The following is a 14162-nucleotide window of genomic DNA, read 5'->3' as shown; positions in this document are numbered from 1 at the left end:
TTGTTGATGTCATGGGGGTTGTTTCGAAAGCACAAAGGAACTGTTTTTACAGTTCCTTACCCTATGATTCCCTTAAGTTAATGACATTGGGGGTTGGGGGTGGTTCTAGCCTTGAGAAAAGCTATTGTGAGTCTGAGCTTTTTGAAGAGCTCTTTTAGCTTTTCGCATAAATTCCATAATATCACCTTTCGGAATGGGTGGGGAGAGGATTTTGAAAAAAATCCTTTTCAATAACTGCTGGTTTTGAGTATTATTTTTTTGAAAAGCAAGGTCTGGTGTTTATCGGTTCCGAAAGCCCCGTTATCCGCTTTACTCGCCCGAGGAAAATCGGGCTTCGTGTTCGCTACTACCGGGTTTATTTAACTTAAAACAGTTTTTCAATACAAATGGTCGGGTATACTATTTTCATCGGTCTGGGTTTTAATAGAACTAGAATTTATAAACAAAAATGGTCTGTGAAAACACAGACCACGAGAGCAATAAGTAGAAAAACTTTTGATGATAAAAATTTCTTTTCCTTTTGGCTTACTTCCTTTTAAATAACCCGAAGTTATACCTAAAGCCAATAGTATAATTGGTATTGCTGTTTCCATTAGCGCCTTTTGCATAAAATTCAATATTATCTCCTTTTTTAAGTGGCAATTGATAACCTAATCCATAAGCTTGATAAAAACCGTTGGTTGCGATTGTTCCATAGCTATAGCTAGAGCCAGTACCACTATATTTATGATTAATTGTATTGTACGCATCTTGATAACCAAAATCTGCTGATATATAAAACCTACCTAAATAGTATTTTGCACCTGCGTAAAATGCATTTTGCAATAATTTAGAGTTGACGGCTTTCTGACCGTTATTGCCTAAATCAAAAATTTCGGGATTATTTTTTTGCGTGTAAGCAATGTTTGCTCCTGCTGTAAATCCCCAGTTTTTGTTAAGTCTAAACTCGTAGCCAATTTCTGCTCCATAAACCGGGGCTTTAATGGTTGAGTTAAAACCTACAAATGGAGAAACGTAAACCGAATGTTTTATTAAGGAATCTTGCGCCTTAATTTTACTGATGCTTATTGTAGAGATAAGCATGATTAGAATTATGTTTTTAGTTTTCATTCGACTAAAGTATTAGTTCCGAAATCAGAAGCAGATTTCTTAACCAATTTTAACCTCATTAACAACATTTAACTTAAGTTTTGTTAAAATGGTGGCTTATTAAATTACTTGTAGAAATTAAGTTTCTAAACCCGGTTGAAGCGGTACCCTGCAGCAAGGAGGCACGACGCAGCGAAGCGTACAAGCGAAATCGGGAGTAACTTTAGATTGAAATGCAGGTTTAGCTTTTCAAATTAATTGATTAAGAATGAGAGAATGATTGAATTTAGACTGAGAGAATGATTGAATTTAGACTGATTGAATTTTGAATGACTGAATGACTGAATTTTGAATGAGAGCATCAAGAAATGCTAAAATTTAATAAACTTATCTATTTGCTCGTTAACAAACTTTATGGTATCATCTTTAATTAGCTTCCCATCAGCATCGAGCTCGGTTTTGATGTTTGGAATATGCAAACGAAGCGGTAAAACATTCAAATGTATGTAATGGCAAACACCTGTAAAGTGCTCTACACCACGTATATTTCCATATTTGCCAGATGAAATGCCAACCAACGCCCCTTTTTTATCGTAAAAACTATCTGGGAAATTGCTGGCATCTATCAAAATTTTTAAAACACCAGGGTAACTGCCATTATATTCAGGCATTACGAAAATAAATTTTTCGGTATTCGAGATTAGGTCCTGTATTTGCTGAAACTCAGCGGATCTTTTGCCATACATATCTGTATTTAAAACATCGGCAGGTAAATGCTCCAAACTGAAGATGTTTGCGCTTAAGCCTTTGTTTAAAAGTTCTGACTGGTAATATTTGGCAACTTTTAGCGTATTGCTATTAGGTCTGTTGGTTGCCGCTATTATTGTTATCATGGAATAAATTGTTAATAAGATGTTTAAAACCCGAATGCCCTTATTGCTAAAATTGCCATATAGTTTGTATCTTAGCTGATTGAGAAAAAGGGCGTAAACAGCACAAAAATAGAACTTTTTACCGATTAAAAGGTAAGAAGTTAAGTCGCCCAACGTAAACGTAAAGTAAATTTCGGATATATAGATGAGCAAAATAATTGCATTGGCAAATCAGAAAGGTGGTGTTGGTAAAACAACTTCATCTATTAACCTTGCGGCGAGTTTAGCCGTTTTAGAATACAAAACCTTGTTGGTTGATGCTGATCCTCAGGCGAATTCAACTTCAGGTATCGGTTTTGACCCCCGAAATATAAAAGATAGTATTTATGAGTGTATCATTAACGACATCGACCCATTACAGGCGATTCAGAAAACGGATACGCCTAACTTAGATTTGCTACCAGCTCACATTGATTTGGTTGGTGCAGAAATCGAGATGATTAACCTAAATAACCGCGAATATAAAATGAAAGCGGTTTTGGAGAAGATAAAAGATCAATATGATTTCATCATCATCGATTGTTCTCCGTCGTTAGGCTTAATTACGATTAATGCTTTAACCGCTGCCGATTCGGTAATTATTCCTGTTCAGTGCGAGTATTTTGCATTAGAAGGTTTGGGTAAATTGTTAAACACCATTAAAATTGTTCAGAATCGTCTAAATCCAGAATTGGAGATTGAAGGGATTTTATTAACCATGTATGATGTACGTTTGCGTTTATCAAACCAGGTTGTTGAAGAAGTAAAAACGCATTTTAACGAATTGGTTTTCGAAACAATTATTCAGCGAAACACTCGTTTAAGTGAAGCCCCAAGTTATGGTGTATCGGTAATTATGCACGATGCTAATTGCAAAGGCGCAATAAATTACCTTAACCTTGCCCGTGAAATTGTAAAGAAAAACGGCTTGCTTAAGGAAGAAGAAAATATAAGAACAGCAACTTTATAAAATATACATGACATCTTTTCAGCGAAAAACAGGTTTAGGCAGAGGATTAAGTGCGCTTTTAGATGACAGCGAATCTACGCATCCACCGAAACAGCAAGTAAATGCGGTAAGTGAGACAGAGCAGATTGGCAACATTAGTCATGTAAATTTAAATGAGGTGGAAACAAATCCTTTCCAACCTCGTACAGAATTTGACCAGGTCGCTTTAAACGAACTTTCTGATTCGATAAAAATTCAAGGCTTAATACAGCCGATAACCGTTAGAAAACTTTCTGCAAATAAATACCAGTTAATTTCTGGTGAGCGAAGATTCAGAGCATCTAAGCTAGCGGGTTTAACTCAAATTCCGGCATATATTCGAAGTGCTAACGACCAACAGATGTTGGAAATGGCACTTATCGAAAACATCCAAAGAGAGAATTTGAATGCAATTGAGGTTGCTTTAAGTTTTCAGAGAATGATTGATGAAGTTGGCTTAAAACAAGAGCAATTAGGTGAGCGTGTTGGAAAAAACCGTACAACGGTTACCAATTATCTGCGTTTGCTAAAATTGCCACCAGCAATTCAGGCATCTATCCGCGATCAGCGGATTACAATGGGCCATGCAAGGGCTTTAATTAATGTTGATGGCGTTGATAAGCAATTATTCATTCATCAGGAGATTTTAGAAAAAGGATTATCGGTACGTAAAGTAGAAGAATTGGTTCGCAATCTTCAACATGCGCCGTTAAAAACTTCTGATAAACCAAAAGAGAAAGCCGCTTCTTTTCAATATCAAAAATTACAAGATGATTTAGCATCTAAATTCGCCACTCGCGTAAAACTAAAGGTTACACAAAATGGTAAAGGTGCAATAGAAATTCCTTTTGTTAGTGATGAAGACCTAAACAGAATTTTAGAGCTATTGGATTGGTAATGTTAAATAACAAGCTTTTAGTAACGCTATTTCTGGTATTTATTTTCTTGGCAAATCTGGCCTCGGCTCAGGTACAGGATACTTTATTAAAACCAATCGATACTATTAAAACTACGCCGATAAAGGCTGTTCCGATGGATACTGCCCGTAAAAAAACGGATACGATCAAGTACGTAAATCCGGGTAAGGTAGCAGGTAGAAAAGCTGTTTTTAGGTCGATGCTAATTCCGGGTTGGGGGCAATTGTACAACAATCAACTTCTCAACAATAAATTGAATGCAAAGGGTGAAAAAACAGGTCATTTTTGGCAGAGAACTTATACCTTAGGTAAAGTAGGTTTGATTTATGGAGGTTTTGGTGCCTTAACTTTGTCCTACATCGAAAGCCGTAAGAACTATAAAATTTTCTTAACTGAAGCGCAGAATAGGGCGTTTAATAAACTCCAGACGGATACCGCGAAACTAAGGCCTCTTAACCCTGATTTGACAAGATACGGCGATACTAATGTATTGGATGCACAAGCGATTTATAAAAGGAACAGTCAGATTGTAATTTTTTCTTATTTTGCAGTCTATGCCGTACAAATAATAGATGCTTATGTAGCAGCTCGCTTAAATTTTTTCGATGTGGATGATAAACTTTCTTTTAAGGTAACTCCAACTTTAATAAATAATCCAAATGCTATGTATGGTTTTAATCAAACTCCTGCATTAAAACTTTCATTAAGATTTTAAAACCGGTAAATCACCTAAACAAATATATAACCAATGAAAATTGCGCTTTTAGGATATGGCAAAATGGGGCAGATTATAGAGAAATTTGCAGTAGAACGCGGCCACGAAATCGTTCTAAAAATATCAATCGATAATCAGGAAGAATTAACCCGTCAAAACTTAAAAGCGGCAGATGTAGCCATCGATTTTAGTACGCCTGACTCTGTTTTGCAAAATATTGATGTCTGTTTCGATGCAAATGTTCCTGTGGTTGTTGGTACAACTGGTTGGTATGGCAAACTGCAGGAAGTTAAAAATGAATGCAACAGCAGTAACAATACCTTGCTTTATGGGTCTAACTTCAGTATTGGCGTTAATTTATTCTTTAAGCTAAACCAAACCTTAGCTAAATTGATGAATAATTATCCGGCTTACGAAGTTCAGGTAGAAGAAATTCATCATACACAAAAGCTGGATGCACCAAGTGGAACAGCCATAACTTTAGCAGAGGGTATTGTTGATAATTTGCAACGCAAATCTGAATGGTTGAACGAAGTTGTTGGAACAAACGTTGAGGTTTTTCCCAAAGGTGAACAATTACTAATTGAATCACATAGAATTGAAAATATACCAGGTACGCATACGGTTATTTACAGTAGCGAGGTTGATGATATTGAAATTAAGCATACCGCACACAGCAGAGCAGGTTTTGCATTGGGTGCTGTAGTTGCAGCAGAGTGGTTAAAAGATAAAAAAGGCTTTTTCAGTATAACTGATATTTTTGAATAAGCTGATATTAATAAAGCAGATAATGGTTAGCTGATTGTACAAATCGTTAACAACTAAACAAGATATATGAATTATAAATTCTGGCAGAAAAAGAAAGATGCCAACAAAAAGAAAAAAACTAAAACCCGCGAGTGGGTAGATGCTATTGTTTTTGCCGTTGTTGCAGCAACAATTATCAGGGTTTTCTTTATCGAGGCTTATACAATTCCATCTGGTTCTATGGAGCGCTCGTTGTTAATTGGCGATTTTCTTTTTGTAAGTAAGGTAAATTATGGTGCTCGTGTACCAATGACACCCGTTGCCTTTCCTTTTGCGCACCATACCATGCCAATCACCGGAACTAAAGCTTATTGGGATGGCGTTCAGTGGAAATACCGCCGTTTACCGGGCTTGAGTGATATCAAAAGAAATGATGTTGTTGTTTTTAACTTCCCGGAAGGAGATACTGTAGCATTAGAAAATCAAGTGCCAAGTTATTATGATTTGGTTAGACAAAGCGGTCGTGAAGCCGTTCACAGCCAATATACAATTGTTAGTCGCCCGGTTGATAAACGTGAGAACTTCATTAAACGTTGTATCGGTATTGCTGGTGATGTTATCAGTATGAAAAATGGTATTGCTAACATTAACGGCAAAGATGAACCATTAATAAATACCGGAATGATGCCATATAAAATCGAGTTTAAAACAATGGATTTTAACTATGGTGTGTTTGATGATTTGAAAGTTAAGCTAGGCGATATGCAATTGATAGGTGATAACACATATGTTGGTGAATTATCTCCTGAACTGGCGGAAAAAATCAAAGCCTTCGATTTTGTAAAATCTGTAAATATGTTTGCAGCTACATCGACAGATATTGAACCTGGAGGTATTTTTCCACATGACCCAAAACGTGTTTGGAACAGAGATAATTTTGGTCCGATAAAAATTCCTGCAAAAGGCTGGACAGTTCAAATCGATAGTAATACGATGCCACTATATTACAGAGCAATTAGAACTTACGAAGGAAACAAAGTTGAGCAAAAAGCTGGTGTTTGGTACATTAATGATAAACCTGCAACATCATACACTTTTAAAATGGATTATTATTGGATGATGGGCGATAACAGACATAATTCTGCTGATTCTCGTTATTGGGGTTTTGTGCCAGAAGACCATGTTGTTGGCAAAGCATTATTCATTTGGATGAGTTGGGATAGCGAAGGAAGTTTCTTTAATAAAATTCGTTGGAATAGGTTGTTACGAGGTATTAAGTAAGAATTTATAATTAAAACAGAACATAAATAGGCTTAAAGAAATTTAAGCCTTTTTATGAGCAATTAACCGCAAACGATTAAACGATTCCCTCAAAAGATAATTTAACCACCAAAATATTTTGGGATATTAATTAATAATTTAGTTATTTATCAGGGCAGGAATTTCTTGCCCTTTTTTTGTTTTAGGTATGAAGAATTTTTCCCTTTTGTTTATTCTGCTATTCAGCTCATTTCTACTGTACTCGCAGCAAAATGATATAATGCCGCAATCTTCTCATTACGAATGGCCTAAGGACCCATTAGTTAAGGGAAAACTTGAAAATTGGCAAGATAAAAAATTTGGAATGATAATTCATTGGGGGCTTTATGCAGTCCCTGGTATAATCGAATCATGGTCTATCTGTTCTGAAGATTGGATTGAAAGAGATACCACAATTTCTTACGAAAATTATAAAAAATGGTATTGGGATTTTAGCAAACAATTTAATCCAACAAAATTTAATTCAGAGCAATGGTCGGCAGCTGGTAAAGTAGCGGGCATGAAATACCTTGTTTTTACTACCAAACACCATGATGGTTTTGCTATGTTTGATACCAAACAAAGTGATTTTAATATTGCAAAAGGCCCATTTGCTAATCATCCGAAAGCCGATGTTGCTAAATATGTTTTCGATGCTTTTAGAAAAGATGGCTTTATGATTGGTGCTTACTTTTCCAAACCCGATTGGCACTCGCAATATTATTGGTGGCAAAAGTATGCAACGGCCGATAGAAACAACAACTACGATATCAGAAAATATCCTTGGCGATGGAACAAATTCAAGGAGTTTACTTATAACCAGATTAGTGAACTTATGAATAATTATGGTAGCGTAGATATATTATGGTTAGACGGAGGTTGGGTTCGTCCGCTGGAAACCGTAAATGAAGAGGTTTTATCTTGGGGCGCAAATATTCCGAAATGGAGCCAGGATATTGATATGCCTAAAATTGCCTCAATGGCTAGAAAAGCACAACCTGGTTTATTGATGGTAGATAGAACGGTTCACGGACCTTACGAAAATTATCAAACGCCAGAACAAAGAATCCCTGAGAAGCAATTGGATTATCCTTGGGAAAGTTGTATGACTTTAGGCGGAGCTTGGGGATTTGTTCCCAATGATAAATATAAACCAGCGGCCGAAGTGATACATAAATTGGTAGAAATTGTTGCCAAAGGTGGTAGCTTACTTTTAGGCATTGGTCCGAAACCTGATGGGACTTTACCATCAGAGGTTACAAATCAATTAAATGAAATTGGGAAATGGACTTCAGTTAATGGTAAAGCGATTTACAACACTCGAATTACTAAGAATTATAATAATGGTAAAACCTGGTTTACGCAGAGTAAAGACGCTAAAACGCGTTATGCAATTTATTGTTTATCAGCTGATGAAAAACCAACTGAAATTTCATGGAATGGAAACATTCCAAAAAAAGGAACAACGATGAAATTAATTTCAACCGGACAAAAATTAATCTGGAAAAATATAGGTGATAAAACAACAGTAAAGCTACCTGGCAATGTTAAGAATCAGCCAGCTTTAGCATTTGAATTTGAAGCCGCTGATTAATTACTCAGCGCTTCAATGTTTAGTTTTATAGCAAGTTCATTTAAATCATTAACTACAACATCAATCAGCGGTATACCGCTGATTTTTCGTTCCTGCTCAAATTCATGTTCAGGTTCGCCAGGGATAATTACTTTTTTGGATTCATCTACCGTTTTAGCGCTTTTAAAACGCTCAATCCAATTATCTAAATGATTTTTAAAATCATCCGCAGGGCGAAAACCATCTACACGCATAGCGCCAAGGAAATGCCCTAAACCTTCTCCAACCGGATTCGCAGATGGTTCTAAAAAAGCCACAAATGGCGGAACCCATGGGCCATAATTGGCACCAGAAAGCACAGCGGATAAAATATCAACAGTTGCACTTAAACCATAACCTTTATGGCTGCCATGGTCTTTGTCGCTGCCCAAAGGCAATAAAGAACCGCCACTTTTTAATTCGTTCGGGTCATTAGAATTTACGCCATCCTTATTTTGAACCCAACCATCTGGAATATCTTTATTGGCTCTTTGCGCAATTTCTAATTTTCCATTTGCTGCGGCAGCTGTGGCCATATCTACAATTACCGGAGGATATTTTCCTGCCGGAAATGCATAACACATTGGGTTGGTGCCGAGCAATCTTTCGTTAGCGTAAGTTGGTGCAACCAGCGGACTCGCGTTCGTCATGCTGATGCCAATCATGTCTTTTTCTACGGCCATTAAAGCGTGGTAACCTGCAATGCCAAAATGATTAGAATTTTTAACGGAAACCCATCCGCTACCATATTTTTCGGCTTTTTCTATAGCTACTTTCATTGCGAAAGGTGCAACCACCAAACCTAAGCCTGCATCGCCATCTACGGTTGCTGTTGTTGGTGTTTCATATACAATCTTAATATCAGGCGTTGCATTAATTCTTTTCTTTTCCCAAAGACGCACGTAACCACTTAAACGAGCCACACCATGAGAATCAATCCCACGTAAATCAGAACGGATTAAAACGTCAGTTGCCAGCTCAGCATGTTCATCAGAACAGCCCATTTTTTTAAAAACGTTGTAGGTAAAAGTTCTGAGTTTGTTTTCGGTAAAGGTTATAAAGGTCATATTCTTTGGATTAAGGAGCAAGGAATAAGGATCAATGAGCTGCTTTCAAAAATCCCTCTTTATTTGCTCTTTTGTCTTTATTCTTTGCTCTTTTATTTTTGGTCTTTGCTCGTTTATCTTCGTTCCTTGCTCATTTATCTTTGTTCCTTGCTCGTTTATCTTTGTTCCTTGCTCATTTATCTTTGTTCTTTAAGGTAAAAGTAAAGTAAAATCGCCGCCTAAAGGTTCAAAATTTTCTATGCAGGATGAGAGAAAATCTTCCCCATAATTCACATACATTGGTGCAATATTCATAATTCTTTCTTGCATGGTTCCATTAGGGAAAAGCCTTTTCTTAACGTTTTCTATTTGAATTAAAGCCGTTTCGTGTTTTCGCTTTTCGGCTCTGAATAATTTTTTTTCAAGGTTAGCCAGCAAGTGATTGGCTTTTTGTTTGGCAGTATCTGTTGAAACTGAAAGCGTCTTGTCGATTTTGTAGGCATTCAGTTTTATTTGGTCGAAGATGCTGTTAATTGCCCTCGTTTCATCAGCTAAAAGCAGTTGTGCAGTAGAATTTTTTCTCACCCATAAATTTTTTAATTCCTCTATAGGTAAAAAGATATCTTCTAAGGAAAAACCTAAATTGTATAAATTTTTAGCACTACGTTCATCAATTAGTAAAGCCGAATTACGTAGCAATAGCACAGGAAAATCTACTTTATAATAATCGAAATTTGCTTTCAATTGCATCCAATAAGCCACTTCAGCACCACCACCAATATAAGCGATGTTGGGTAAAATAACTTCTTGATACATTGGACGCATCACCACATTTGGGCTAAATCTTTCAGGGTTTGAAGCAATTTCAGCTTTCAATTCCTCCTCAGTAAAACTGATTTCTGTATGATTCACTGCATACTTTCCATTTTGAAAAATCAAGCGCTCTCGCAATTCATCCTTCAAATAAAAGAAATTTATATCACGACCATTAACCTGCGTTTTGTAGCCCAGTTCCTCCAGATTTTTAGAACTCTTATCGATGTTTTTAGAGCTGTTTTGCTCTGTAATATCTGCCAGTATAACTGATTTAAATAAGGTTTTGAGTTGCTTATCATCAGCATTAACAATTACTAAACCATATTTTTCGAACAAATTATTAACCAAATATCTGGTCGCATCAGCTAAATTATCATGTTCTAAATAAGCCCTTTCAACCAACTTGGCAATGTGTTGGCCATTTTTAGAAATACCTAAATAGCCTTTGTAAGCAGTTACTGCAGCAGCTACAGTTTTTGTGCTCAACCTTCCAGTTGCACCATTTGTATTTTGTATCCAACTAATGTTTTTCTCATCAACATTTACATGATTAATTTCATCAAAATCGTGGTCTTCAGTAGCCATCCAATATACCGGAACAAAATTTTTATCAGGCTGAGCAATTTTCAGCTCAATGGAAAGATTTATGGCCGTTACAATCTTATAAATAAAATATAGGGGGCCAGTAAAAAGGTTTAACTGGTGACCAGTTGTAACGGTGAAAGTATTATCTAAAGCTAAAAGCTCAATATTTTTTGTAACTGATTTATTCGGATTAAGATGTTGATATTGGCTTTTCAAAACCTTAACCAGAGTATTTCTATCGCCTAAAAAATTTCTTTTGTTGATAGCCTCGTTCAATCCATCCAAATCCGGGCGATAACTGTAGAAAGCCTTAAGCTGTTCTTCGTTATTAATATAATCTAAAACCAGTTTAGAAAACGAACCAGTTTCTTGATAGGAAATATATTTTGCCTGCATAATTAGCGAAAGTAGTGCAAATTAAGCATAATCATAAAGTCGAATAACTATTTTACAATTTTTAAATAATAATCCCTTGTTCATTGCTAAAATTTGGATTGATGAAAAGAGTTAAGTTTTGCTGCTGGTTGTGTAGTAGTATAAATGAAATTAATATTTACCACATTCTTCAGCTGGTGGCAAAAAAAAGCCGTCCCGAAATTTCGGGACGGCTTGTAAAATATTTGGTTTTTAATTTACCATTTTTTGCGACGCTCGCCGCTTCCACCTTCACGATTTCCACCTTCTCTACGTCCACTTCCACCTTCTCTGCTTCCACCTTTATCTTCACGGCTACGGCCAGAGAAATCTCTGAAGCCACCACCATCACGACTTCCACCATCACGTCTGCCGCTACCGCCAGAACTTCTTCTGTCGCCACCACCATTTCCGCCACGGTAACCACCGCCACCGCCGCTTCTGCGTTCGCCGCCAAATCCACCACTACGTCTTTCACCGCCACCGCGTCTTTCGCCTGCACCTTCACCACGTCCACCATCTCCGCTTTTTTCAATACGAACCTGGCGACCATTAAATTCAACTGATTTGAAGCCTTCAAAAACTTTGTCAGCAACAGCATCTTCTACTTCAAAGAAAGAGAAAACACCTTTTAAATCAATTTTACCAACGCTTTTGCCACCAATTTTACCGTTGTTACAGATAAATGATAACATATCGCCACGGGTAAATTCATCTACAGAGCCTAAGTTGATGAATAAACGAGTGTAACCTTCGCTACCGCGTCCGCGTCTTTCGCCACGTTCGCCTCTTTCTCCACGCTCATCTCCAACAGCTGCATTTAAATCAGGTGCTTTAGAATAATAATCCAAGAAACGGTTAAATTCTAATGAAGCGAAACGTTTAATTACATCCTCTTTAGATAAATCTTTAAATTCATCCATAATACGAGGAATGTATTGGTCAATTTGCTCTACGTTAACTTCTACATTATGTACTTTATGTACTAAAGAGAAAAGTTGTTTTTCGCAAACATCAAATCCGGTAGGTAATTCAGCTTTAGTAAATTGTTTACCAATAATACGCTCTAACTGACGGATTTTGCCCAACTCTTTAGAGTTGATGATACAGATTGAAATACCAGTTTTACCAGCACGACCAGTACGGCCAGAACGGTGGGTATAACTTTCAATTTCATCAGGTAAAGAATAGTTAACTACGTGTGTTACACCACTAACATCGATACCACGAGCAGCAACATCAGTAGCAATTAATAGTTGCATATTACGCTCACGGAAACGTTGCATAACCTTATCACGTTGTTGTTGCGATAAATCGCCGTGTAAAGCATCAGCATTATAACCATCTTTAATCAAATGCTCAGCAATATCCTGCGTATCTAATTTCGTTTTACAGAAAACAACACCGAAAATATCAGGGTTAAAATCTACAATACGTTTTAAGGCAGCATATTTATCACGGGCACGAACAATATAATATTCGTGTTCGATATTTACATTACCTGTATTTTTTGTGCCCATGGTTAATTCTACAGGATTATCCATGTAGTTTTTAGCTATACGGCGAACTTCTGCAGGCATTGTAGCCGAAAATAACCAGGTTTTTTTGTCATCAGGAGTAGTTGATAAAATGTCGTTAATGTCATCCTGGAAACCCATGTTTAACATCTCGTCAGCTTCATCAAGCACAACATATTTAACGTTTGAAAAATCAATTGCCTTACGGCCAATGATATCCAACATACGGCCGGGCGTGGCCACTACGATTTGAACGCCTTGGCGTATTTCGCGTAGTTGTTGCATAATGTTCGCGCCACCGTAAACGGCAACAACGTGGGCATTAGCAACGTTTTTAGAAAAGTTTTTAAGGTCGTTAGCGATTTGTAAACATAACTCACGCGTTGGGCATAAAATTAATGCCTGCGGTTTTGTTACTTTAAAATCGATTAGTTCTAACAGCGGCAAACCAAATGCGGCTGTTTTTCCTGTTCCTGTTTGGGCCAAACCAACAAAATCATTAGTGCCTTCTAACAGTACAGGAATACTTTGCTCCTGAATAGGCGTTGGAGTTTCAAATCCAAGGTCCTTTACGGCATTAACGACGTCATCACTTATCCCCAATAATTGAAATGGGTTTGTCATTCGTCTTTTATTTTTAATTGAGCCGCAAAGGTACGGTTAATAATCCGTATTTTATTGATTGTTAAGGAAATAGTTTTTTAAGCTAAATATTTGAGAATTAGGAAGAAAGGAATTAGGTGAAAAGTGAGATGGAAAATGGATGATGGATATTGAGTAGAATGCCTACTCGATTTTCATAAAAATTAATTAAGATTTGAAAATCAAAACCTGTAAAATATGGGGTGAATCAGTCCCGCTTTACACTGCAATCTTTTTACTTCTTATTCACAGCCCACGTACGTCATTGCTAGGAGGAACGACGTGGCAATTTTTCTCGTTAAGCCAAAAAAGTATTTCCGTTACAATCGGGTTTAAAAGGCAAAAACTGAATTACTATTACCGCAACCTTTCTGCAGAGCGTATTAATCTTTCATCTTTATTAATGCCGAAAATGGCTAAAACAATAAATAATATTGCAACTGCCGGTAAGTAGGCTCCTATTTCAAAATTTGCACCTTCAACTCCCCCTGGAATTTTATAAGCATAATTACTGCACCAGAAAGCAAAACCTGCAATTGCCGCAATAGTAAATATTGCAATTCGTTTCTGTACTGCTCTTTTTCTGAAATTAAAAATATTAATGAAACACATAACGGCAACTGCAATATTTGTAATTAAAAGTGGTGTAAAACTTTCGCTCTTAATTTCCGGATTGCCAATGTATAATCCTGAGGTCCGTACTGTGGCATTTATGTTATTAACCTCTTTACTTATAATTGGTAAGAATAACATTATAACTAAAACTATAGCTGCTAAGAAAAGCCAAATAGATTGTATTCTTTGTATCATGCTACAAAATTATATTTTTTTGCGATAAATAAGCAAGGCGCTATAATTTCAAAT

General features: G+C 36.6%; 12 protein-coding genes. 6 read left to right on the top strand and 6 right to left on the bottom strand.

Annotated elements, in window-relative coordinates; genetic code table 11:
* Positions 1 to 525: 525 nt before the first annotated feature.
* Both QWY86_RS08650 and QWY86_RS08645 read right to left on the bottom strand, forming a co-directional pair.
* Positions 526 to 1110, bottom strand: a complete 585-nt coding sequence (locus tag QWY86_RS08650; protein ID WP_290240931.1) for a hypothetical protein — start codon at positions 1108 to 1110, stop codon at positions 526 to 528.
* A gap of 350 nt (positions 1111 to 1460) precedes the next feature.
* Positions 1461 to 1982 carry an NADPH-dependent FMN reductase gene (locus tag QWY86_RS08645; protein ID WP_290240929.1) on the bottom strand — a complete coding sequence of 174 codons (522 nt, stop codon included), beginning with the start codon at positions 1980 to 1982 and terminating at the stop codon, positions 1461 to 1463.
* Positions 1983 to 2166: 184 nt separating this feature from the next.
* Here QWY86_RS08645 and QWY86_RS08640 point away from each other — a divergent pair, with 184 nt between their 5' ends.
* The 6 genes from QWY86_RS08640 to QWY86_RS08615 all read left to right on the top strand — a co-directional run bounded on the left by QWY86_RS08640 (position 2167) and on the right by QWY86_RS08615 (position 8260).
* Positions 2167 to 2970, top strand: coding sequence for a ParA family protein (locus tag QWY86_RS08640; RefSeq protein WP_290240926.1), 804 nt, complete (start codon positions 2167 to 2169; stop codon positions 2968 to 2970).
* Positions 2971 to 2977: 7 nt separating this feature from the next.
* Positions 2978 to 3886: a ParB/RepB/Spo0J family partition protein gene (locus QWY86_RS08635; RefSeq protein WP_290240925.1), complete on the top strand. Its 909-nt coding sequence runs from the start codon at positions 2978 to 2980 to the stop codon at positions 3884 to 3886.
* Positions 3886 to 4620, top strand: a complete 735-nt coding sequence (locus tag QWY86_RS08630) for a DUF5683 domain-containing protein (RefSeq protein ID WP_290240923.1) — start codon at positions 3886 to 3888, stop codon at positions 4618 to 4620. Before QWY86_RS08635 ends, QWY86_RS08630 begins: the two co-directional genes overlap by 1 nt.
* A 33-nt stretch (positions 4621 to 4653) precedes the next feature.
* Positions 4654 to 5388, top strand: coding sequence for a 4-hydroxy-tetrahydrodipicolinate reductase (dapB, locus tag QWY86_RS08625; RefSeq protein WP_290240921.1), 735 nt, complete (start codon positions 4654 to 4656; stop codon positions 5386 to 5388).
* Between the two features lie 66 nt (positions 5389 to 5454).
* A complete protein-coding gene (lepB, locus tag QWY86_RS08620) occupies positions 5455 to 6648 on the top strand; it encodes a signal peptidase I (RefSeq protein WP_290240918.1) in 1194 nt (397 codons plus the stop codon).
* A 259-nt stretch (positions 6649 to 6907) separates the two neighbouring features.
* Positions 6908 to 8260, top strand: coding sequence for an alpha-L-fucosidase (locus QWY86_RS08615; RefSeq protein WP_290240916.1), 1353 nt, complete (start codon positions 6908 to 6910; stop codon positions 8258 to 8260).
* Here QWY86_RS08615 and QWY86_RS08610 read toward each other — a convergent pair.
* The 4 genes from QWY86_RS08610 to QWY86_RS08595 form a co-directional block, all read right to left on the bottom strand.
* Positions 8257 to 9345 carry an Ldh family oxidoreductase gene (locus QWY86_RS08610; protein WP_290240914.1) on the bottom strand — a complete coding sequence of 363 codons (1089 nt, stop codon included), beginning with the start codon at positions 9343 to 9345 and terminating at the stop codon, positions 8257 to 8259. The genes QWY86_RS08615 and QWY86_RS08610 overlap by 4 nt on opposite strands.
* 189 nt (positions 9346 to 9534) lie before the next feature.
* On the bottom strand, positions 9535 to 11121 hold the full coding sequence (gene bshC, locus QWY86_RS08605; RefSeq protein ID WP_290240913.1) for a bacillithiol biosynthesis cysteine-adding enzyme BshC: 1587 nt from the start codon (positions 11119 to 11121) through the stop codon (positions 9535 to 9537).
* Positions 11122 to 11357: 236 nt separating this feature from the next.
* Complete coding sequence (locus tag QWY86_RS08600; RefSeq protein WP_290240910.1) at positions 11358 to 13280, bottom strand: DEAD/DEAH box helicase; 1923 nt, start codon at positions 13278 to 13280, stop codon at positions 11358 to 11360.
* 375 nt (positions 13281 to 13655) lie between these two features.
* Complete coding sequence (locus tag QWY86_RS08595; RefSeq protein WP_290240908.1) at positions 13656 to 14108, bottom strand: DUF4293 domain-containing protein; 453 nt, start codon at positions 14106 to 14108, stop codon at positions 13656 to 13658.
* Positions 14109 to 14162 lie beyond the last annotated feature (54 nt).

Source organism: Pedobacter aquatilis, assembly GCF_030409415.1.
Taxonomy (GTDB): Bacteria; Bacteroidota; Bacteroidia; order Sphingobacteriales; family Sphingobacteriaceae; genus Pedobacter; species Pedobacter aquatilis.
Note: the sequence above shows the minus strand (reverse complement) of the source record. Positions and strands in the feature narration are given on the sequence as shown.